The organism is Pseudomonas viridiflava (genome assembly GCF_900184295.1).
Classification (GTDB): domain Bacteria; phylum Pseudomonadota; class Gammaproteobacteria; order Pseudomonadales; family Pseudomonadaceae; genus Aquipseudomonas; species Aquipseudomonas viridiflava.
This window is the reverse complement of the sequence record NZ_LT855380.1, coordinates 777,102-795,961: the sequence shown is the minus strand read 5'-3', so window position 1 is coordinate 795,961 and position 18,860 is coordinate 777,102. Positions and strand designations below refer to the sequence as shown.

Sequence of the window (18,860 nt, the reverse complement as noted above, 5' to 3'; positions counted from 1 at the left end):
TTGTCCGCAGGCATGAAAAGGCGCTCTGTCGGAAGTTCGGATTGAGGGGTGTGCATGTCGCCTTGGCTGACAGTCGTGGGAATCGGAGAAGACGGTTACAAAGGCCTGGGCAGGAACGCTCGGCATGCTCTGCTGCACGCCGATCAGGTGTTCGGCGGGCCACGCCAGCTGGCCTTGCTGCCGCCCTGCATCCGCGCGGAACGTCGTACATGGCCGAGTCCTTTTTCGCTCAATCCCGTTCTGGAACAGCGCGGCGCCGAAGTCTGCGTGCTGGCCAGCGGTGATCCGATGCTGTTCGGCGTTGGCGCCAGCCTGAGTCGTGTCGTCGCCATCGATGAGATGCGCGTCCTGCCAGCCCCCTCTTCCTATTCACTGGCCGCAGCGCGGCTGGGCTGGCCGTTGCAGGAGGTCGTCACGCTGTCGGTGGTTGCCCGTCCGGTCGCCGCGCTCAATGCCCATATTCATCACGGCGTGCGCCTGCTGGTACTGAGCAACGACGGCAGCAGCCCGGCGATCATTGCCGGTCTGTTGCGTGAGCGCGGTTTCGGCCCCAGTCACATGACCGTGCTGGAGCACCTGGGCGGCGATGCCGAACGACGTGTCGACGGGCTGGCCAGCGAATGGGGCAACCCTGACATTGCGGCGTTGAATCTGGTCGCCATCGACTGCCGCGCAAATGCCAATGCCACGCGCCTGACGACGCTGGCAGGCTTGCCGGACAGCGCGTTCGAACACGACGGCCAACTGACCAAGCGTGACGTCAGGGCAATCACGCTGGCGCGTCTGGCCCCGGTGCCGGGCGAGTTGCTCTGGGATGTCGGCGCCGGTTGCGGCTCGATAGGCATCGAGTGGATGCGTGCCCACCCGACCTGTCGCACGCTGGCCATCGAGGCTGACGAAGGACGCCAGCAACTGATCGAATTCAATCGCGATGCACTCGGCGTGCCTGGCCTGCAACTGGTGCGCGGCACGGCGCCTCAGGCTCTGAGCGGTCTTGAACGGCCGAACGCAATCTTCATCGGCGGTGGCGTGACCCGTACCGGCGTGCTGGAAACCTGCTGGGAGCAACTGCGCTCTGGCGGCAGGCTGGTCGCCAATGCGGTCACGCTGCAAAGCGAAACAGCACTGATGGCCTGGCGCGAGCGTTACGGCGGCGAACTGACCCGCATCCACGTCGCCCACGCGCAGCCGTTGGGCGAGTTCGATACCTGGCGTCAGGCCCTGCCGATCACCCTGCTGGATGTGGTCAAGCCCTGATGCGCGACGAGACCGCCGAACAACCCGCACCGCTACGCAGCGGCCTGACCACGGGGAGCTGCGCGACCGCGACCAGCCTCGCTGCGGCCAGGTTGCTGCTCAGCGGACAGGTGAACGATGCGGTGGAGATCGTGCTGCCCAAGGGCAAACAGGTGCAGATGCGTCTGGAATTCTGCCGCTGTGTGGATGATTACGCCGAAGCGGGCACGCTGAAGGATGCAGGCGACGATCCAGACGTGACCCACGGTGCGCTGGTCTTCGCCCGTGTCAGGCTCGAATCCGAGCCCGGCGTGCGCTTCATCGCGGGCGCAGGCGTGGGCACGGTGACCCGCCCCGGCCTGGTGCTGGGCGTTGGTGAGCCCGCCATCAATCCTGTGCCACGTCGCATGATGACCGAGCATCTGATGCATCTGGCCGAATCGCTGAGCTATGAAGGGGGATTCGAGGTCACAATCGGGGTCGAGGGGGGTGAAGCACTGGCGCTCAAGACCATGAACCCGCGCCTGGGGATTCTCGGCGGGTTGTCGATTCTGGGCACCAGCGGCATTGTCCGGCCGTTTTCCTGCGCGGCCTATATCGCCTCGATTCATCAAGGCATCGATGTTGCGTTCACCAACGGCTACGTGCACATCGCCGCCTGCACCGGCAACGCCAGCGAAGACACGATGCGCCGGGTCTACAACATTCCAGACATCGCCCTGATCGAAATGGGCGACTTCGTCGGCGCAGTACTCAAGCATCTGCGCAAGGTGCCTGTGACTCGACTCAGCCTGTGCGGCGGCTTCGGCAAGATCAGCAAACTCGCCGCCGGGCATATGGACCTGCACAGCCGTCATTCCAGCATCGACCTGCCACAGCTTGCACGTTGGGCGGCCGATGTCGGGGCCGATGCTGCGTTGCAACAGCAGATACGCGACGCCAACACGAGTCAGCAGGCCCTGGCGATGAGTGCTGCGGTCGGTGTGCCGCTGGGTGACGCCGTCTGCCAGCACGCCCTGAATTTCGCCCGCAGCGTGGTGCCCGCCAGCGTGCAGGTCGAGGTGTTTGCCATTGACCGCCAGGGCGGGATCGTCGGGCAGGCGGGCGTTGCGTCACGTGGAGAAACCGTATGAAACGCATTCTGTTGTTGGGTGGCATCACCGAAGCCCTGGCCATCGCCCGAACGCTGGGGCCAGAGCATATTTACAGTCTGGCGGGCGTCGGCCGGGTGCCGACCGATCTGAAGTGCCAACTGAAAGTCGGTGGTTATGGCGGCGCCGAAGGCATGGCGCAGTACATTCGCGAGCAGAACGTCGACCTTTTGCTGGACGCCACACACCCTTACGCAGCACAAATCAGCCACAACGCTGCGCTCGCGGCGAAGAGCGCGGGCATTCCCTGCTGGGCCTTGCGCCGCACCGCCTGGACAGCAGGCCCCGGCGATGACTGGCGGGAAGTGACTGACTGGCCGGAACTGGTCGCGGCGCTGGCGCCGTTCGAACGCCCCTTCTTCACCCTGGGTCGCGAGCCGCTGCAGCATCTGGAAGAAATCCCCGAGCATCAGTTCTGGACCCTTCGCGCACTGGACAGCTACCCCGGCAACGAACGCTGCGACGTCATCGGCGCACGCGGTCCCTTCCATCTGGAGGACGAACGACAGCTGTTCGAGCGACGCCGCATCGACGTACTGATCAGCAAGAACAGCGGCAGCGGCTCCACCGAGCCCAAGCTCGACATCGCGCGGGAACGCGGCTTGCCGGTGCTGATCCTGAAGCGGCCCGAATTGCCAGCAGTGGATCGAGTGCTGTGGAGTGTCGACGAGGTGTTGCAAGCGCTTGAGTCATGACAGGGTTGCGCCAATACGGCCATAGCAGAGTTCTATTGGACACACGCCCTACCCTGTCCGATCATTCCCGGCAGATAGCAACACCCTTCCCGAGGAGCACCCTGCCATGAGCAAGCCAAAGCGGCCGAACAAGGCCAAATCCATCATCGCCCAACCGTTGTTCCGCAGCCGACAGGAACAACCCGCCAAGGGCAAAGGCAGCTACCGCCGCGAAGCCTTCCAGTGTAAAAGCTGGGAGGCTTCTTCCGTTATAGCGGCCTGATATCAAGCAACATCTCCGGGGCGCTTTTGGATGCTTGGCCGTGTTATGGTCTGCACCTAACGGTAATACCCTTGGACTCAAGCATGCCTTCTTGTTTTACCCATCGCCCGCAGTTGCGCCAACTCATCGCCGCCTCCAGCCTTATCGCATTGGTAGCTTGCGCAGAAAAACCCACTGCAGCCGATGCCACGCCTCTCCAAGCCGCCAAAGCCCAGACCGCCGCTCCGGCCGTTGCGCCAACACCCGCACTGGTTGTCGATGACTCCCTGACCATTCAGCCCGCCGTCAGCTTCGCCGAATGGCAGGCAGGTTTTCGCGCTCAGGCTCTGAAGGCCGGGATCCGCGCCGACGTCTTCGATCAGGCCTTTGCCGGGGTCACGCCGGACATGAGCGTCGTCAAGGCCGATCGCAGCCAGCCCGAGTTCAGCCGTCCGGTGTGGGAATACCTGGATGGTGCGATTTCTGCCGCTCGCGTGCGTAAAGGTCAGGCACTGCTCTCGCAATACGCTGATGATCTGCAGAAGATCGAACAGCAGTACGGCGTGGACCGTCAGGCGCTGGTCGCGGTGTGGGGCATGGAGAGCAACTTCGGGCAGTTCCAGGGTTCGCAGTCAGTCATCCGCTCACTGGCAACGCTGGCCTACGAAGGCCGCCGTCCGGGCTTTGCGCAGAGCCAATTGCTCGCCGCACTGGAAATCCTTCAGCATGGCGACATCACGCCAGACAGAATGCTGGGCTCTTGGGCTGGCGCGATGGGTCAGACCCAGTTCATTCCGACGACCTACAACACCCACGCCGTTGACTTCGATGGCGACGGCCGCCGCGACATCTGGAACACGCCAGCCGACGCCCTCGCCTCCACTGCGCATTACCTGCAAAGCTCCGGCTGGCAGCGCGGTCAGCCATGGGGCTTTGAGGTCGTTCTGAGTTCAGGCTTCGACTATGCACTGGCCGACTCGACGACTCGCAAAAGCCTGGCCGAATGGCAGCAACTGGGTCTGAAACAGCCTGACGGTTCGGCGATTCCGGTCGCCGCCAGTCAGCAACAGGCAGCGCTGCTGTTGCCAGCCGGTTATCGCGGTCCGGCGTTCCTGGTGCTGGATAACTTCCGCGCGATCCTCAAGTACAACAACTCGACGTCCTACGCGCTGGCGATCAGTCTGCTTTCTGATCGATTCAAGGGCGCAGGTTATGTCGTGGGCAGTTGGCCACGCGGAGACGTGCCGCTGAGCCGCTCTGAGCGCATCGAGCTGCAAACCCTGCTCTCTGCCCGTCAATACGACGCAGGCGCGCCAGACGGCATCATCGGCGCCAATACGCGCAAGGCCATCCGCAGCGCACAACAATCATTCGGCTGGCCCGCCGATGGCTACCCGACGCATGAACTGCTGAACAACCTGCGTAAGCCGTGAGAATGTGACGCAGAGCGTGGGCACGATCAACATCACAATCTGATCGTTCCCATGCTCCGCGCTCATCGTTATACACAAGTCTGCCTCGACACTGATCGTGCCCATCGCTCCGCGTGGGCATGCATCCTGTGACGCTCCGCGTCACAAATGGCACAGACTGAAGACTCAGTGAGCCGAGCGCATGACGTGGATAACGCTGGAGCTTGGGCGCGCATCTGCGCCACATTCAAGAGCGGACGCGGAGCGTCCTGAGCGGCATTCCCACGCGGAGCGTGAGGAACGATCAGAGTGATCTCAGGCACGCCGATCATGCCCCTGCCAGCGCAATAATCCAGAGATAAAAAAAGGCCAGGTATCACTACCAGGCCCTTTTTGTCTTGCCGCGTATCGTCAGAGCATCGCTTTGGCGATCTTGGCCTGCTCATCAGCGTGGTACGAAGAACGTACCAGCGGGCCCGATGCGACATTCTTGAAGCCCATCTTGTAGCCTTCTTCGGCGAACCAGGCGAACACGTCCGGATGAACGAAGCGTTGTACCGGCAAGTGGTTACGCGAAGGCTGCAGGTACTGACCCAGGGTCAGCATGTCGATGTCGTGCTCGCGCATGCGTTGCATGACTTCGATGACTTCCTCGTCGGTCTCGCCCAGACCCAGCATCAGGCCGGACTTGGTCGGTACGTGCGGGACCATCTGCTTGAAGCGTTGCAGCAGGGTCAGCGACCACTGGTAATCCGAACCCGGACGCGCAGCCTTGTACAGGCGCGGCACGGTTTCCAGGTTGTGGTTGAACACATCCGGTGGCTCGGCAGCCGTGATTTCCAGCGCCACGTCCATACGACCGCGGTAGTCCGGCACCAGCGTTTCGAGCTGCACGCCCGGCGAAAGCTTGCGGATTTCGCGGATGCAGTCGGCAAAGTGCTGGGCACCGCCGTCACGCAGGTCATCACGGTCAACCGAGGTGATCACGACATACTTCAAACGCAAGTCGGCAATCGCGACAGCCAGGTTCATTGGCTCATCGGTGTCCAGCGCCTTGGGACGACCATGGCCGACGTCGCAGAACGGACAGCGACGGGTGCAGATGTCGCCCATGATCATGAAGGTCGCGGTGCCGCCGGAGAAGCACTCGCCCAGGTTCGGGCAGGACGCCTCTTCGCAGACGCTGTGCAGCTTGTGCTTGCGCAGCAGTTGCTTGATGCGGTCGACTTCCGGGGAAACCGGAATACGTACACGGATCCAGTCAGGCTTTTTCGGCAGATCGACCGTCGGAATGATCTTCACCGGAATGCGCGCAACCTTCTCCGCGCCGCGCAGCTTGACGCCGGCTTCGACTTTCGGACGGGCCACACGCTCGGATACGTCGAGCGCCGGGATCAGGGTTTGCACGGTGTCAGTCATATTCGTTTATTCCGCCCGTTAGGGTCGCCTGCTCAGCGTAGTCGAGGTGTCTGACGAGCTGCGCGCGCAGTCGGGCACTTACCTCGGAAAATTCTATCTGCTCTGCGTGATCGCTCAGCTGGGTCATTGCCAGCCCGGCGTAGCCACAGGGGTTGATCCGGCGGAACGGCTCAAGGTCCATGTCGACGTTCAGCGCCAGACCATGAAACGAGCAACCGTTGCGAATGCGCAAACCCAGCGATGCGATCTTTGCGCCATTCACGTATACGCCCGGTGCATCCGCCTTGGCGGCTGCCGTCACCCCGTAACTGTCCAGCAGGGCGATGAGCGTGTTTTCGATCCGGGTGACCAGATCGCGCACGCCGAAACCGAGGCGCCTGACATCCAGCATCAGGTACGCCACCAGTTGACCGGGGCCATGATAAGTCACTTGGCCGCCACGATCGACCTGTACGACAGGAATATTGCCCGGCAACAGCAAATGCTCCGCCTTGCCGGACTGTCCCTGGGTAAAAACAGGAGGATGCTGCACCAGCCAGACTTCGTCCGCCGCGTCTTTGCCGCGGCCATCGGTGAAGCGCTGCATGGCGTGCCAGGCGGTTTCGTAATCGATAAGACCCAGATCACGAAAGCCCAGAGCGTCACCCATCAGAGCACCATGTGCACGACACCCGTAGCGCGCAGAGCACTATTGATATCGCGCAACTGGTCTTCGCCCGTGGCGACGATATGCAGTTGTACGGTGGTGTACTTGCCGTTGCTGCTCTGACGCTCGGCGAGCGTCTTGATGTCGATCTTGGCGTGTCGGCTCAAGACCTCGATCACGGCATCGGTGAAGCCGACACTGGTGTCACCGATCACCTTGATCGGGTAGTCAGCGCAGGGGAATTCGATTTTGTGCGACTTGACGTCGGTATCTGTCATGGCAGTAAAGGTCTCACAAGCCGTGACGACGGACACGCGGCCCGCTCAGATCATGAGCAGGCCGCGAGAAGGTCGGCATTGATTACTAATAAGGTCAGTTGAACAAGCCGTAGAAGAACAGGCGGATGCTATCCCACACGCGGCGGAAAATGCCACCTTCCTCGACAGGTTCCAGCGCAATCAGATTAGCGGTGTGAACCACCTTGTCTTCCATCTTCACTTCAACCTTGCCGATCACGTCGCCCTTGGCGATTGGCGCAACCAGTTGCGGGTTCATGGTCATGCTGGCAGACAGTTTTTTCATGTCGCCTTTTGGCATGGTCATGCTCAGATCTTCAGCCAGACCGGCCTTGACCTGACGAGCCGTACCTTTCCAGACCGGAGCCTGGGCCAGTTCGGTGCCCTTCTGGTAGAAGTTCTGGGTTTCGAAGAAGCGGAAACCGTAGGTCAGCAGCTTCTGGGTCTCGGCTGCACGGGCCTGCTCGCTGTTGGTACCGAATACCACGGCAATCAGACGCATGCCGTCACGCACAGCGGAGGACACCATGCAGTAGCCGGCCTCTTCGGTGTGGCCGGTTTTCAGACCGTCAACGGTCTTGTCGCGCCACAGCAGCAGATTGCGGTTAGGCTGCTTGATGCCGTTCCAGAAGAACTCTTTCTGCGAGTAGATCGCGTAGTGAGCCGGATCTTCGTGAATGATCGCGCGGGCCAGCTTGGCCATGTCGTGAGCCGACGAGTAGTGGTCCGGGTTCGGCAGACCGGTCGGGTTCATGAAGTGGCTGTTGGTCATACCCAGATCGCCAGCCGTCTTGTTCATCATGTCGGCGAACGCGTCTTCGCTACCGGCGATGTGCTCGGAGATCGCGACGCTGGCGTCGTTACCCGACTGGATGATGATGCCGTGCAGCAGATCGCTGACGGTTACCTGGCTGCCCACCTTGATGAACATCCGCGAACCGCCTGTGCGCCAGGCGTTTTCACTGATGGTCACCGGATCGTTCTCGCCGATCTGGCCACGACGGATTTCCAGGGTCGCGATGTACGCGGTCATCAGCTTGGTCAGGCTCGCAGGCGCCAGACGCTGATCACCGTTGTTCTCGACCAGGACGTTGCCACTGGTAGCATCCATCAGCACATAGGCCTTGGCGGCCAGCTGCGGCGCGGCCGGTGTCATCTGTTCTGCGGCCCAGGCAGCCGGAGTGATTATCAGGGGTACAAGCAGGCACAAACGTTTTGCAAAGGTGGTGATGTTCATCCGTCTCTCGAAAATGCTAATGGGCAAACATGCCCTTGCGGGCAAAGCTGAACAGACCGGCGAAGCGAAAACACTTCGGTACGGCTCGTGGCGCCAGGCTGTAACCCTGGCTGACAAAGTCGTCTGTTCGACACACGACCTCGTGGGCAGTTGCCTGCATCGCCTGCTCGAAGGCAAAAGCGCGAAGCCTGCAACTGCAGCTCGCCCTCCACTACTGCTGGAGGGCGACTGTCATAAAATCCGTTACTGGTCCGATGTCACCACGCTCGGCTGACCGAGGTTGGCCGACCGAACGCTGTCCTGCAACTGCTGGGCTTCACCCGGCGTGCCGACGGGTCCCATCCTCACGCGATAAAGCGTCTGCTGATTGCGCGCTATCGAACTCACGAAAACCGGCGCTCGAACCATCCCGCTCAGCTTCGACCTCAGGAGCTCCGCAGCGTCCGGATTCGCGAAGGCTCCGACCTGGAGAAATAGCCCAGCGGCTTGTCCTGAATCGTTTTTTTTTGCGTCAACCTGTACAGGCACGACGGGAGCAGCGTGTTGCTGAGGTGGCGGTGTGTACTGTTCGACCGTTCCGGTGGAGGTACTCAACGCAGGCGGTGTCGCCTGTGCCACCACTTGCGGCTGATTGAGCATCAGCGGCGCAGGGCGCCCGCGCTGCGCCCACCACTCCTGCGGATCGATGCCTTCGACCTTGACCCGCGCGGTACCGCTTTCGGCGTAACCCAGCTTCTTCGCAGCAGCGTAGGACAGGTCGATGATGCGATCCGAATAGAACGGACCACGGTCGTTGACCCGCAGAATCACCGTGCGGTTGTTGTCCAGGTTGGTCACTTTGACGTAACTGGGCAGTGGCAGCGTCTTGTGCGCCGCGCTCATGCCGTAAAGGTCGTAAACCTCGCCGTTGGCGGTGTTCTGGCCATGAAACTTGGTGCCGTACCAAGACGCGGTGCCCGAAGCGACGTAGCGCTTGGACTCGCTCATCGGGAAGTAGGTCTTGCCCAGCACGGTATAAGGGTTGGCCTTGTAGGGACCGGTGTGCAGGGTCGGCGTCGCGTCCGGGATGCGTGAAACATCCACATCCCACCACGGCGCGCCGTCCTTGTGGGCACGGTTGATGTCCAGACCCGGCATAGAGCGCACTACCGCGCCGCCCTTGGGCGACTGCTGCGTGGTACGCGATGGAGACGAGCAACTGGCCACCAACAGGGCCAGCCCTGAGAACGCCAGTAATTTCAATGATGTACGAATCGGCAATGCCCGCATTACTTGACGCCTCGAGCTTGAACCAACGATTCAGACAGCTGATACACGGCCATGGCGTACATCACACTGCGGTTATAACGGGTGATTGCATAAAAATTGTTCAAACCCATCCAGTATTCGGGACCCTTGTCGCCGTCGAGGCGAAACGCTGTCACCGGCATGTCGTCGCGCAGCGCATCATGACTCGCCCAGCCCAGCCCTCGCAACTCCCCGACCGACATCACCGGATCAAGGCCCGGACTCAATCCCTCGTCAACGCGGTCGCCACGAGCATCTGCACGGCTGACGACCTGCTGTCCGCCCACCCAGCCGTGGCGCTTGAAGTAGCTGGCCACACTGCCGATGGCATCATCAGGATCGGTCCAGATATTGATGTGGCCGTCGCCGTCGAAGTCCACGGCGTAGGCGCGGAAGCTGCTCGGCATGAATTGCGGCAGGCCCATGGCACCGGCGTATGAACCCTTCAGCGTCAACGGATCGACCTGCTGTTCACGCGCCAGCAACAAAAACTCTCTCAGTTCCTTGCGAAAGAACGGCGCGCGGGGCGGATAGTCGAAACCCAGCGTCGACAGTGCATCGATCACGCGGTAATTGCCGGTGTTGCGACCGAAGAAGGTTTCAACGCCAATGATCGACACGATGATCTGCGCCGGAACGCCGTATTCCTGCTCGGCACGCGCCAGGGCGGCCTCATGCTGACGCCAGAAATCGACGCCGCGGGCAATGCGCGTGTCGGTGATGAACATCGGGCGGTAGTCTTTCCACTGTTTCACGCGCTCGGCAGGACGGGAAATGGCATCGAGGATGGCCTGCTTGCGCTCGACCTCCCGGAACAACCCCATCAACTGCTCGCCGGCAAAACCGTGGTCACGGGTCATCTCGCCGACGAATTCGGCCACTTGAGGCGAGCCATCGTAATCCCCGGCAATGCTCTCCTGCACCGATCCAAGGATGCCCACCAGGCCGACCACCGGAGCATATCGAGCCCAGTTACGCATTGCTTGCATTGAGTTGTTCACCTTAATCAAACCTGAGCGATCCATTTACGATGCGTATGGATCGACATCAAAACCCCAAACGCTGACAGTAGGGTCACGAGCGAAGTTCCGCCGTAACTAATGAAGGGCAGCGGGACACCTACAACCGGCAGCAGGCCACTGACCATACCGATGTTGACGAAAACGTAAACAAAAAACGTCATGGTCAGCGCCCCTGCGAGCAACTTTCCGAATAATGTCTGCGCCTGGGCGGTAATCACCAGCCCGCGACCGATCAGCAGCATATAGATGATCAGCAGCGCACAGATGCCCACCAGACCGAACTCCTCGCCCAGTACCGCGATGATGAAGTCAGTGTGGCTTTCCGGCAGGAAGTCCAGGTGCGACTGGGTGCCCAGCAGCCAGCCCTTGCCGAAGACGCCACCCGAACCGATGGCCGCCTTGGACTGGATGATGTTCCAGCCGGTGCCCAGCGGGTCGCTTTCCGGGTCAAGGAAGGTCAGGACGCGCTGCTTCTGATAGTCGTGCATGAAGAAAAACCACATCGCCACGGCCGCCGGCACAGCTGCGGCCAGTACGCTGATGATCCAGCGCCAGCGCAAACCGGCCATGAACAGCACGAAGGCACCCGATGCCAGGATAAGCAACGAAGTCCCGAGGTCCGGCTGGCGTACGATCAGAATAAACGGCACCCCGACCAGCGCCAGGCTCACCACCACATGCTTGAGGTGCGGCGGCAATGTCCGCTTGGACAAGTACCAGGCAATGGTCGCCGGCATGATGATTTTGAGGAATTCGGAAGGCTGAAAGCGGATGACGCCCGGAATATTGATCCAGCGCGTCGCGCCCATGGCGTTGTGCCCCATGACATCCACGACCACCAGCAGCAGCACGCCAATCACGTACAGGACCGGCACCCAGCGGGCCATGAACCTGGGTTCCAGTTGGGCGATGACCACCATGGCAACAAGACCGATGCCGAACGAGCTGGCCTGCTTGATCAGCAGGTCCCAGTTCTTGCCGCTCGCCGAATACAGAACGAACAGGCTGCCCGCCGCCAGCGTCAGCAGCAGAATCAGCAACGGACCGTCGATGTGAATGCGCTGCAAAAAAGTGGCGCGGCGGCGCATCACATCTTCGCTGGACAGGATGCGGTCGAAATTACTCTTCACGGGCCGCAGCCTCCAGATTCATGGAATCGGCGTACTCGGGCTTGAGCTGGCCGTTCTCGTCTAGCAGCCAGGCATCCATCACCTGACGAACAACAGGTGCCGCCACGCCGGAGCCGGACTCGCCGTTCTCCACCATCACTGCGACGACGATTTTCGGATTGTCGGCGGGCGCAAAGCCGACGAACAGGGCGTGGTCACGATGCCGTTCCTGAACCTTGGTGCGGTCGTACTTCTCGCCCTGCTTGATCGCCACGACCTGTGCCGTACCGCTTTTGCCGGCGATGCGGTATTGCGCACCGATGGCCGCCTTGCGTGCGGTACCGCGCGCACCGTGCATCACTTCCTGCATGCCGTGGTTGACTCTGGCCCAGTTGGCCGGGTCGCGCAGGATGATGTCAGGCATAGGGTTCTCGTCCACCGGCGGCTTGCCTTCGATGGTTCTGGCCAGATGCGGCCGGTTCCACACGCCCTTGTTAGCCACCAGCGCAGTGGCCTGAGCCAGCTGCAACGGCGTGGCCTGCATGTAGCCCTGGCCGATACCGAGAATCAGGGTTTCGCCGGGGAACCAGGCCTGACGGCGAGTGGCTCGTTTCCAGTCACGGGACGGCATCAGGCCTGGGGATTCTTCGAACATGTCCAGGGAGACTTTCTGGCCGATGCCGAACTTGTTCATGTACGTGGAAAGCCGATCAATGCCCAGCTTGTGGGCCAGGTCGTAAAAATAGGTGTCGTTGGAGCGCATGATGGCGGTGTCCAGATCGACCCAGCCGTCACCGGTGCGGTTCCAGTTACGGTATTTGTGGTCGTAATTGGGCAGTTGATAGAAGCCCGGATCGAACACCCGCGATCCCGGTGTCACGACACCTGCATCAAGACCGGCAATGGCGACCGCAGGCTTGATGGTCGAACCCGGCGGATAGAGCCCGCGCAGAATTCGGTTGAACAGTGGCCGGTCGATGGAATCGCGCAACTCGGCGTACGCCTTGAAGCTGATACCAGTCACGAACAGGTTCGGGTCGAAGCTGGGTGCGCTGACCATCGCCAGCACTTCACCGGTTTTCGGGTCCAGCGCCACAACGGCGCCACGACGTCCGCCCAGCGCAGCCTCCGCCGCTTCCTGCAGATTGATGTCCAGGCTCAGGACAATGTCCTTGCCGGGGATCGGATCGGTACGCTTGAGCACCCGCAATACGCGGCCGCGAGCGTTGGTTTCGACTTCCTCGTAACCGACCTGACCGTGAAGTTCGGGCTCGTAGAAACGCTCGATGCCGGTCTTGCCGATATGGTGGGTGCCGCTGTAATTGACCGGGTCGAGGCTTTTAAGCTCTTTCTCGTTGATGCGGCCCATGTAGCCGACCGAATGCGCGAAATGCGGCCCCTGCGGATAATGCCGGACCAGTTGCGCCACGACCTCGACGCCCGGCAGGCGGAACTGATTGACCGCAATCAGGGCAATCTGCTCTTCCGTCAGCTCGAACAGAATGGGAACGGGCTCAAATGGACGCCGCCCCTGCTTCATGCGTTTTTCGAAAATGATCCGGTCGTCAGGCGTGAGCTGCAGTATCTCGACGATGGTGTCCAGCACTGCGGACCAGTCGCCGGAACGCTCACGCGTAACCGAAAGACTGAAACTGGGCCGGTTGTCCGCCACCACAACGCCGTTGCGGTCATAGATCAGGCCCCGGCTGGGCGGGATCGGCTGAACGTGAACACGGTTGTTTTCCGAGAGCGTCGAGTGGTAGTCGTACTGAATGACCTGCAGAAAATACAGGCGAGCGATCAGCACGCACACCAGCAACACGACCGCCACAGCACCGAACACGACCCTGCCGCGCACCAGGCGTGCGTCTTTCTCATGGTCTTTGAGGCGGATCGGTTGAGACATTTAGGCCGTATTCACAGTAAAAACGATGCTACTTGTGATAAGGGTGCCCGGACAGAACTGTCCAGGCGCGATACATCTGCTCACCGATCAGGATACGCACCAGCGGATGCGGCAAGGTCAGCGGCGACAGCGACCAGCGTTGCTCGCTGCGGGCACAGACTTCCGGCGCAAGCCCCTCGGGACCGCCCACCATCAGATTGACCGTGCGTGCATCCAGGCGCCAGCGATCGAGTTCGACCGCCAGCTGTTCGGTGCTCCACGGTTTGCCCTGCACTTCCAGCGTGACAATGCGCTCGCCCGGCTGCACCTTCGCCAGCATCGCTTCGCCTTCCTGACGGATAAAGCGCGCGACGTCGGCGTTCTTGCCACGGGTATTGAGCGGAATTTCCACCAGTTCAAGCGCAAGCTCGGACGGCATCCGCTTGGCATACTCATGCCAACCTTCTTCCACCCACTTGGGCATGCGCGAACCAACGGCGATCAGACGCAAACGCACGATAATGCCTTATTCGTTACCCGGAGTATGGTGCGCAGCGCTGGCAGCGCGGCTTTGCTCGGCACCCTGCCACAGACGTTCCAGGTCATAGAACTGGCGTGCAGCGGCAGTCATCACGTGAACGATAACGTCGCCCAGGTCCAAGAGGACCCAGTCGCTGTCGCCCTTGCCTTCTTCGCTCAGCGGCATGAGGCCGGCAGCCTTGACCTTCTCGCGAACGCTGTCGACCAGTGCATTCAGCTGGCGATTGGACGTACCGGTGCAGATCAGCATGTAGTCGGCGATGCTGGTCTTGTCACGGACATCGATGGACAGAATGTCTGCGCCCTTGACGTCTTCCAGTGCGGCGGTTGCCACGGCGACGACTTCTTCACTGCTCATTTTTTGCTTTGTCATATAAAACTCATTCAGCTCGTATGTGTGGGAGCGCCCAAACGCTTATCTGTAAAAAAGCAGTTTCAGGGCGACCCATCAGTGTTCGGCGCACGGTAAAGCCCGTGCGCATCGATATAGGCCAGTACCGCGTCTGGCACCAGAAAACGTACCGACTTACCGCTGGCCAGCAGTTGACGGATCTGGGTGGCAGACACCGATAAAGGCGTCTGCCAGACGAATGTAATGTTGCCGCCCGGCCCTTTCAGGGCTTTTGGATCGCTGACTGCGCGTGCCGCCAGCAGGTTGCGCATGGCATCCGGCGACTCGCTGTCCGCGTCCGGGCGTTGCAGCACCACGATATGGCAGTGCTCCAGCAATTCTTCCCACCGATGCCAGGAGGGCAGCCCGCAAAAGGCATCCCAACCCAGCAACAGAAACAACTGGTCCTGAGGCGCGAGTTCGGCGCGCATCGATTCCAGGGTGTCGAGGGTATACGACGGTTTGTCCCGCTTCAGTTCACGGTCATCCACCGTCAGGGGTGACACGCCTTGCACTGCACTGCGGACCATCGCCAGACGATCCTCGGCCGTGACACTCGGCATGTCGCGATGCGGGGGCCTGGCGCTGGGCGTCAGGCGCAACTCATCGAGTTCCAGCAGTTCGGCCACTTCCAGCGCACCGCGCAAATGGCCGATATGAACCGGATCGAACGTGCCCCCAAGCATGCCGATACGTCTGGGCAGCGTTGTCATGGGCTCGCTCAAGTCAGGCTTGTCCGCGCAGCTGACCGTCACCGATCACGATGTACTTCTCGCAGGTCAGCCCTTCCAGGCCGACCGGTCCGCGGGCGTGCAGCTTATCAGTAGAAATGCCGATCTCGGCACCCAGCCCGTATTCGAAGCCGTCGGCAAAGCAGGTCGGCGCGTTGACCATCACCGAACTCGAGTCGACTTCCGCCATGAACCGGCGCGTCTGACCCTGATGATCGGAAACGATGGCATCGCTGTGATGCGAGCCGTAATGGTTGATGTGCTCGATGGCTTCATCCAGACCAGTGACGACACGAATCGACAGAATCGCCGCCAGGTACTCGGTGTGCCAGTCCTCTTCGGTTGCCGCATTGACATCAATCAGCTCGCGGGTGCGCTCGCAACCACGCAGCTCGACGCCCTTCTCACGGAACTGCGCAGCCATGGGCGGCAGAAACTCGGCGGCAACGGTCTGATCGACCAGCAGGGTCTCCATCGCGCCGCAGATACCGTAGCGATACGTCTTGGCGTTGAACGCGATCTTCTGCGCCTTCGCCAGATCGGCATGGGCACTCACGTAGACATGACAGATGCCGTCCAGATGCTTGATGACGGGAACACGGGCGTCACGGCTGACGCGTTCGATCAGGCCCTTGCCGCCACGCGGAACAATGACGTCCACGTACTCGGGCATGGTGATCAGCGCACCGACGGCAGCACGGTCGGTGGTTTCGACCACTTGCACGACGGCAGCAGGCAGCCCGGCATCGGCAAGACCACGCTCGATGCAGGCGGCAATCGCGCGATTGGAATGAATGGCTTCTGATCCGCCACGCAGGATGGTCGCGTTACCCGACTTCAGGCACAGACTGGCGGCATCAATGGTCACGTTCGGACGCGACTCATAGATGATGCCTACAACACCCAGCGGCACGCGCATCTTGCCAACCTGAATACCCGACGGCCGATAACTCATGTCGCGAATCGCGCCGACCGGGTCCGGCAGACTGGCGACCTGACGCAACCCGACGATCATGCCGTCGATGCGTGCGGGGGTCAGGGCCAGACGTTCCAGCATGGCCGGCTCGAGACCGTTGGCCTGACCGTTGGCCAGGTCCAGCGCATTGGCGGCGGACAGCTCGGCACGGGCTTCGTCCAGAGCGGCAGCAGTGGCCAGCAGCGCGCGGTTTTTCTGCGCGGTGCTGGCACGGCCGATCACTCGCGAAGCTTCGCGGGCGGCGCGACCCAGGCGGGTCATGTAGTCAAGAACGGACTCAGTCATGGTCTCAGTGGTCTTGGCAAAGAGGAAAGCGGCCGATTATAGCTGTCGAGCCGCTCGAACGACAGCGCAGACAGGCGGATGGTCGATAACAGTGCGCACTTTTCTGCAACTGTCGCCATTCGCAACGGTCGAGATACCGCCATGACGCGCATCAGGCGTGCCTGAGCCCAGTCACTTTCAGAAACAACAAAGTTTGCCGACACGACACATTCAGCTGCAATTCAAGCAGCGCTTGTTATTATCGGCAGCCTCCTATTTCAGTTGCCAGCCTATGCCGACCGCACTTCCCGACAGCTTCTTTCATCGCGACGCCCAGACACTGGCGCGCGAGCTGCTGGGCAAGGTCATCCGGCACAAGGTTGGCGAGCTGTGGCTGGCGGCGCGCATCATCGAGACCGAAGCCTACTACTGCGCCGAGAAAGGCAGCCACGCCTCGCTGGGCTATACCGAGAAGCGCAAGGCACTGTTTCTCGAGGGCGGTCACATTTATATGTATTACGCCCGGGGCGGCGACTCACTGAACTTCAGCGCCGAAGGGCCGGGCAATGCGGTGCTGATCAAGTCGGCGTACCCATGGACCGACTCGGTCAGCGATGAAAACGCGCTGGCGCAGATGCAGTTGAACAACCCTGACGCCAGCGGTGCCATCCGTCCTCCACAGCGGCTGTGTGCGGGTCAGACGCTGCTGTGCAAGGCGCTGGGCCTTAAAGTGCCGATGTGGGACGCAAAGCGTTTCGATCCACAGAAGCTTCTGGTCGAGGATGTCGGCCAGCACCCGACTCGTATCATCCAGACCACACGACTGGGCATTCCCACCGGGCGCGATGAGCACCTGATGTATCGCTTCGTCGATGCCGATTACGCCCGCTTCTGCACGCGAAATCCTCTCAGACGCGGCCAGGTCGAAGGCCGCGACTACTTACTTCTCGATCAAGGAAACTGACCCATGGGCGAACTGCTCAATGGCATGACCGGCTGGCTGACGGCAAACCCTTCGTGGGTCGCCGTCGCGATCTTTGTGGTGGCGTTCATAGAATGCGTCGCGATTGTCGGGATCGTCGTGCCGGGCACGGTCATCATGTTTGCCATTGCCGCACTGGCCGGCAGCGGCATCCTGCCGTTGAGCGAGGTGTTGCTGCTGGGTTTTCTTGGCGGATTGCTGGGCGACGCAGTGTCGTACTTCATTGGCCGTCGCTTCCATCAGCGAATCCGCCAGTTGCCGGGGCTGCGCACCCATCCTGAATGGATGACGGGCGCGGAATCCTATTTCCACAAATACGGCATCGCCAGCCTGCTGGTGGGACGCTTCATCGGCCCGCTGCGGCCAATGCTGCCCATGATCGCAGGCATGTGCGACATGCCGTTCCCGCGCTTTGCGGCGGTGAGCGTAGTGGCCGCCGCCGGCTGGTCGATTGCCTACCTGATGCCGGGCTGGGCCGCCGGTGCGGCCATCCGGTTGCCGCTGCCGGAAGGCTTCTGGCCAGAGGCCGCTGTAGTCGGTGCAGGTCTGGCACTGCTGATCGGGCTCAGCATTCAAAGCAGCATTCGCCAGAAGCGTTATGCAACCAAAGTGATATCACTGACCAGCCTGCTGCTGGTCGCCTCGCTGTTCGTGGGCTGGCCGTACCTGAAGGATTTCGATAACGGACTCATGACGCTGGTGCAGGAGCACCGCAGCGAAACGGCTCAACACATTGTGGTGCTGGTCACTGGGCTGGGCGACTTCAGGACTCAGTTGTTTGCTGCCGCGTTGCTGATCATTGTGCTGCTGATCGCCAGACAATGGCGTCATGCAGCGTTCGCGCTGGCGACCACACTGGGCACCGCTATTGCCAATGGCACGTTGAAAGCATTCTTTGCGCGGGCTCGCCCGGAAGTGCTGCTCGATCCGCTCACCACTTACAGCATGCCGAGCGGGCACAGCTCGGCGGCATTCGCGCTGTTCATGACCGTCGCCGTGCTGGCCGGACGTGGCCAGCCGGTGCGGCTGCGCCTGACGTGGTTGCTGGTCTTCGGGATTCCGGCACTGGCGATTGCCCTGTCGCGGGTGTACCTGGGCGTGCATTGGCCGACGGATATTCTGGCAGGCATGCTGTTGGCGTTTTGCATCTGCGCCGCGAGTCTTGCGATCATCCAGCGCAACGAGTCGCTGCCAGCCATGTCACCCAAAGTCTGGTGGCTGATTATCCCGGCCCTGACCGCCCTGCTCGGCTCGTTTGCCGTGCACGCCCTGTCGCACGGGGTGCTGCGCTATCAGTATTGAGGACTGACGCTGATCGTTCCGACGCAGAGCGTGGGCAC

At 61.3% G+C, this 18,860-nt stretch carries 20 protein-coding genes; 8 read left to right on the top strand and 12 right to left on the bottom strand.

The window, feature by feature from the left end; genetic code table 11:
* Window positions 1–54: 54 nt before the first annotated feature.
* The 5 genes from cbiE to CFBP1590_RS03935 all read left to right on the top strand — a co-directional run bounded on the left by cbiE (window position 55) and on the right by CFBP1590_RS03935 (window position 4,756).
* Complete coding sequence (gene cbiE / locus CFBP1590_RS03955; protein ID WP_088234500.1) at window positions 55–1,257, top strand: precorrin-6y C5,15-methyltransferase (decarboxylating) subunit CbiE; 1,203 nt, start codon at window positions 55–57, stop codon at window positions 1,255–1,257.
* Window positions 1,257–2,369 carry a cobalt-precorrin-5B (C(1))-methyltransferase gene (locus CFBP1590_RS03950; protein WP_069143712.1) on the top strand — a complete coding sequence of 371 codons (1,113 nt, stop codon included), beginning with the start codon at window positions 1,257–1,259 and terminating at the stop codon, window positions 2,367–2,369. Before cbiE ends, CFBP1590_RS03950 begins: the two co-directional genes overlap by 1 nt.
* Window positions 2,366–3,082 (top strand): cobalt-precorrin-6A reductase, encoded by a 717-nt coding sequence (locus CFBP1590_RS03945; RefSeq protein ID WP_029244021.1) that lies wholly within the window; start codon window positions 2,366–2,368, stop codon window positions 3,080–3,082. The genes CFBP1590_RS03950 and CFBP1590_RS03945 overlap by 4 nt, the downstream gene beginning before the upstream one ends.
* A 106-nt stretch (window positions 3,083–3,188) precedes the next feature.
* The gene (gene arfA, locus CFBP1590_RS03940; protein ID WP_029244022.1) at window positions 3,189–3,344 is read left to right on the top strand and encodes an alternative ribosome rescue factor ArfA; all 156 of its coding nucleotides are present in this window, start codon (window positions 3,189–3,191) and stop codon (window positions 3,342–3,344) included.
* An 83-nt stretch (window positions 3,345–3,427) separates the two neighbouring features.
* Window positions 3,428–4,756 (top strand): lytic murein transglycosylase, encoded by a 1,329-nt coding sequence (locus CFBP1590_RS03935; RefSeq protein WP_004885829.1) that lies wholly within the window; start codon window positions 3,428–3,430, stop codon window positions 4,754–4,756.
* Window positions 4,757–5,146: 390 nt separating this feature from the next.
* Here CFBP1590_RS03935 and lipA read toward each other — a convergent pair whose 3' ends face one another.
* The 4 genes from lipA to CFBP1590_RS03915 all read right to left on the bottom strand — a co-directional run bounded on the left by lipA (window position 5,147) and on the right by CFBP1590_RS03915 (window position 8,333).
* Entirely contained in the window at window positions 5,147–6,154 is a 1,008-nt protein-coding gene (gene lipA, locus CFBP1590_RS03930; protein WP_004885832.1) for a lipoyl synthase, read from the bottom strand.
* Window positions 6,147–6,803 (bottom strand): lipoyl(octanoyl) transferase LipB, encoded by a 657-nt coding sequence (gene lipB, locus CFBP1590_RS03925; protein WP_004885835.1) that lies wholly within the window; start codon window positions 6,801–6,803, stop codon window positions 6,147–6,149. The genes lipA and lipB overlap by 8 nt, the downstream gene beginning before the upstream one ends.
* Window positions 6,803–7,078, bottom strand: a complete 276-nt coding sequence (locus CFBP1590_RS03920) for a DUF493 domain-containing protein (RefSeq protein WP_004885838.1) — start codon at window positions 7,076–7,078, stop codon at window positions 6,803–6,805. Before CFBP1590_RS03920 ends, lipB begins: the two co-directional genes overlap by 1 nt.
* A 94-nt stretch (window positions 7,079–7,172) precedes the next feature.
* Window positions 7,173–8,333 carry a D-alanyl-D-alanine carboxypeptidase family protein gene (locus CFBP1590_RS03915; RefSeq protein ID WP_004885841.1) on the bottom strand — a complete coding sequence of 387 codons (1,161 nt, stop codon included), beginning with the start codon at window positions 8,331–8,333 and terminating at the stop codon, window positions 7,173–7,175.
* Here CFBP1590_RS03915 and CFBP1590_RS03910 point away from each other — a divergent pair.
* Window positions 8,326–8,607: a hypothetical protein gene (locus CFBP1590_RS03910; protein ID WP_231991821.1), complete on the top strand. Its 282-nt coding sequence runs from the start codon at window positions 8,326–8,328 to the stop codon at window positions 8,605–8,607. The two genes, CFBP1590_RS03915 and CFBP1590_RS03910, sit on opposite strands and share 8 nt — an antisense overlap.
* Here the strand turns inward: CFBP1590_RS03910 and CFBP1590_RS03905 are convergent.
* The 8 genes from CFBP1590_RS03905 to CFBP1590_RS03870 form a co-directional block, all read right to left on the bottom strand.
* Entirely contained in the window at window positions 8,577–9,602 is a 1,026-nt protein-coding gene (locus CFBP1590_RS03905; protein ID WP_004885844.1) for a septal ring lytic transglycosylase RlpA family protein, read from the bottom strand. The two genes, CFBP1590_RS03910 and CFBP1590_RS03905, sit on opposite strands and share 31 nt — an antisense overlap.
* The gene (gene mltB, locus CFBP1590_RS03900; protein ID WP_371306678.1) at window positions 9,602–10,621 is read right to left on the bottom strand and encodes a lytic murein transglycosylase B; all 1,020 of its coding nucleotides are present in this window, start codon (window positions 10,619–10,621) and stop codon (window positions 9,602–9,604) included. Before mltB ends, CFBP1590_RS03905 begins: the two co-directional genes overlap by 1 nt.
* Window positions 10,622–10,626: 5 nt before the next feature.
* Window positions 10,627–11,730, bottom strand: coding sequence for a rod shape-determining protein RodA (gene rodA, locus CFBP1590_RS03895; protein ID WP_043305283.1), 1,104 nt, complete (start codon window positions 11,728–11,730; stop codon window positions 10,627–10,629).
* 31 nt (window positions 11,731–11,761) lie between these two features.
* Entirely contained in the window at window positions 11,762–13,657 is a 1,896-nt protein-coding gene (gene mrdA / locus CFBP1590_RS03890; protein WP_029241195.1) for a penicillin-binding protein 2, read from the bottom strand.
* A gap of 28 nt (window positions 13,658–13,685) precedes the next feature.
* Entirely contained in the window at window positions 13,686–14,153 is a 468-nt protein-coding gene (gene rlmH / locus CFBP1590_RS03885; RefSeq protein WP_003313894.1) for a 23S rRNA (pseudouridine(1915)-N(3))-methyltransferase RlmH, read from the bottom strand.
* Window positions 14,154–14,162: 9 nt separating this feature from the next.
* Window positions 14,163–14,549: a ribosome silencing factor gene (gene rsfS, locus CFBP1590_RS03880; protein WP_004885856.1), complete on the bottom strand. Its 387-nt coding sequence runs from the start codon at window positions 14,547–14,549 to the stop codon at window positions 14,163–14,165.
* Window positions 14,550–14,611: 62 nt separating this feature from the next.
* Window positions 14,612–15,271, bottom strand: coding sequence for a nicotinate-nucleotide adenylyltransferase (gene nadD / locus CFBP1590_RS03875; RefSeq protein WP_161627631.1), 660 nt, complete (start codon window positions 15,269–15,271; stop codon window positions 14,612–14,614).
* Between the two features lie 22 nt (window positions 15,272–15,293).
* Window positions 15,294–16,559, bottom strand: coding sequence for a glutamate-5-semialdehyde dehydrogenase (locus tag CFBP1590_RS03870; protein WP_088234499.1), 1,266 nt, complete (start codon window positions 16,557–16,559; stop codon window positions 15,294–15,296).
* A 271-nt stretch (window positions 16,560–16,830) separates the two neighbouring features.
* Here CFBP1590_RS03870 and CFBP1590_RS03865 point away from each other — a divergent pair, with 271 nt between their 5' ends.
* Both CFBP1590_RS03865 and CFBP1590_RS03860 read left to right on the top strand, forming a co-directional pair.
* On the top strand, window positions 16,831–17,502 hold the full coding sequence (locus CFBP1590_RS03865; RefSeq protein WP_025995543.1) for a DNA-3-methyladenine glycosylase: 672 nt from the start codon (window positions 16,831–16,833) through the stop codon (window positions 17,500–17,502).
* A 3-nt stretch (window positions 17,503–17,505) separates the two neighbouring features.
* Window positions 17,506–18,822, top strand: coding sequence for a bifunctional DedA family/phosphatase PAP2 family protein (locus CFBP1590_RS03860; protein WP_043305231.1), 1,317 nt, complete (start codon window positions 17,506–17,508; stop codon window positions 18,820–18,822).
* Window positions 18,823–18,860 lie beyond the last annotated feature (38 nt).

Excerpts from the sequence above, each read along its gene's own strand:
- cbiE (WP_088234500.1), top strand. The coding sequence starts at position 55 with ATGTCGCCTTGGCTGACAGTCGTGGGAATCGGAGAAGACGGTTACAAA.
- CFBP1590_RS03950 (WP_069143712.1), top strand. The coding sequence starts at position 1,257 with ATGCGCGACGAGACCGCCGAACAACCCGCACCGCTACGCAGCGGCCTG.
- CFBP1590_RS03945 (WP_029244021.1), top strand. The coding sequence starts at position 2,366 with ATGAAACGCATTCTGTTGTTGGGTGGCATCACCGAAGCCCTGGCCATC.
- arfA (WP_029244022.1), top strand. The coding sequence starts at position 3,189 with ATGAGCAAGCCAAAGCGGCCGAACAAGGCCAAATCCATCATCGCCCAA.
- CFBP1590_RS03935 (WP_004885829.1), top strand. The coding sequence starts at position 3,428 with ATGCCTTCTTGTTTTACCCATCGCCCGCAGTTGCGCCAACTCATCGCC.
- lipA (WP_004885832.1), bottom strand. The coding sequence starts at position 6,154 with ATGACTGACACCGTGCAAACCCTGATCCCGGCGCTCGACGTATCCGAG.
- lipB (WP_004885835.1), bottom strand. The coding sequence starts at position 6,803 with ATGGGTGACGCTCTGGGCTTTCGTGATCTGGGTCTTATCGATTACGAA.
- CFBP1590_RS03920 (WP_004885838.1), bottom strand. The coding sequence starts at position 7,078 with ATGACAGATACCGACGTCAAGTCGCACAAAATCGAATTCCCCTGCGCT.
- CFBP1590_RS03910 (WP_231991821.1), top strand. The coding sequence starts at position 8,326 with ATGTTCATCCGTCTCTCGAAAATGCTAATGGGCAAACATGCCCTTGCG.
- CFBP1590_RS03915 (WP_004885841.1), bottom strand. The coding sequence starts at position 8,333 with ATGAACATCACCACCTTTGCAAAACGTTTGTGCCTGCTTGTACCCCTG.
- CFBP1590_RS03905 (WP_004885844.1), bottom strand. The coding sequence starts at position 9,602 with ATGCGGGCATTGCCGATTCGTACATCATTGAAATTACTGGCGTTCTCA.
- rodA (WP_043305283.1), bottom strand. The coding sequence starts at position 11,730 with ATGCGCCGCCGCGCCACTTTTTTGCAGCGCATTCACATCGACGGTCCG.
- mrdA (WP_029241195.1), bottom strand. The coding sequence starts at position 13,657 with ATGTCTCAACCGATCCGCCTCAAAGACCATGAGAAAGACGCACGCCTG.
- rsfS (WP_004885856.1), bottom strand. The coding sequence starts at position 14,549 with ATGACAAAGCAAAAAATGAGCAGTGAAGAAGTCGTCGCCGTGGCAACC.
- CFBP1590_RS03870 (WP_088234499.1), bottom strand. The coding sequence starts at position 16,559 with ATGACTGAGTCCGTTCTTGACTACATGACCCGCCTGGGTCGCGCCGCC.
- CFBP1590_RS03865 (WP_025995543.1), top strand. The coding sequence starts at position 16,831 with ATGCCGACCGCACTTCCCGACAGCTTCTTTCATCGCGACGCCCAGACA.
- CFBP1590_RS03860 (WP_043305231.1), top strand. The coding sequence starts at position 17,506 with ATGGGCGAACTGCTCAATGGCATGACCGGCTGGCTGACGGCAAACCCT.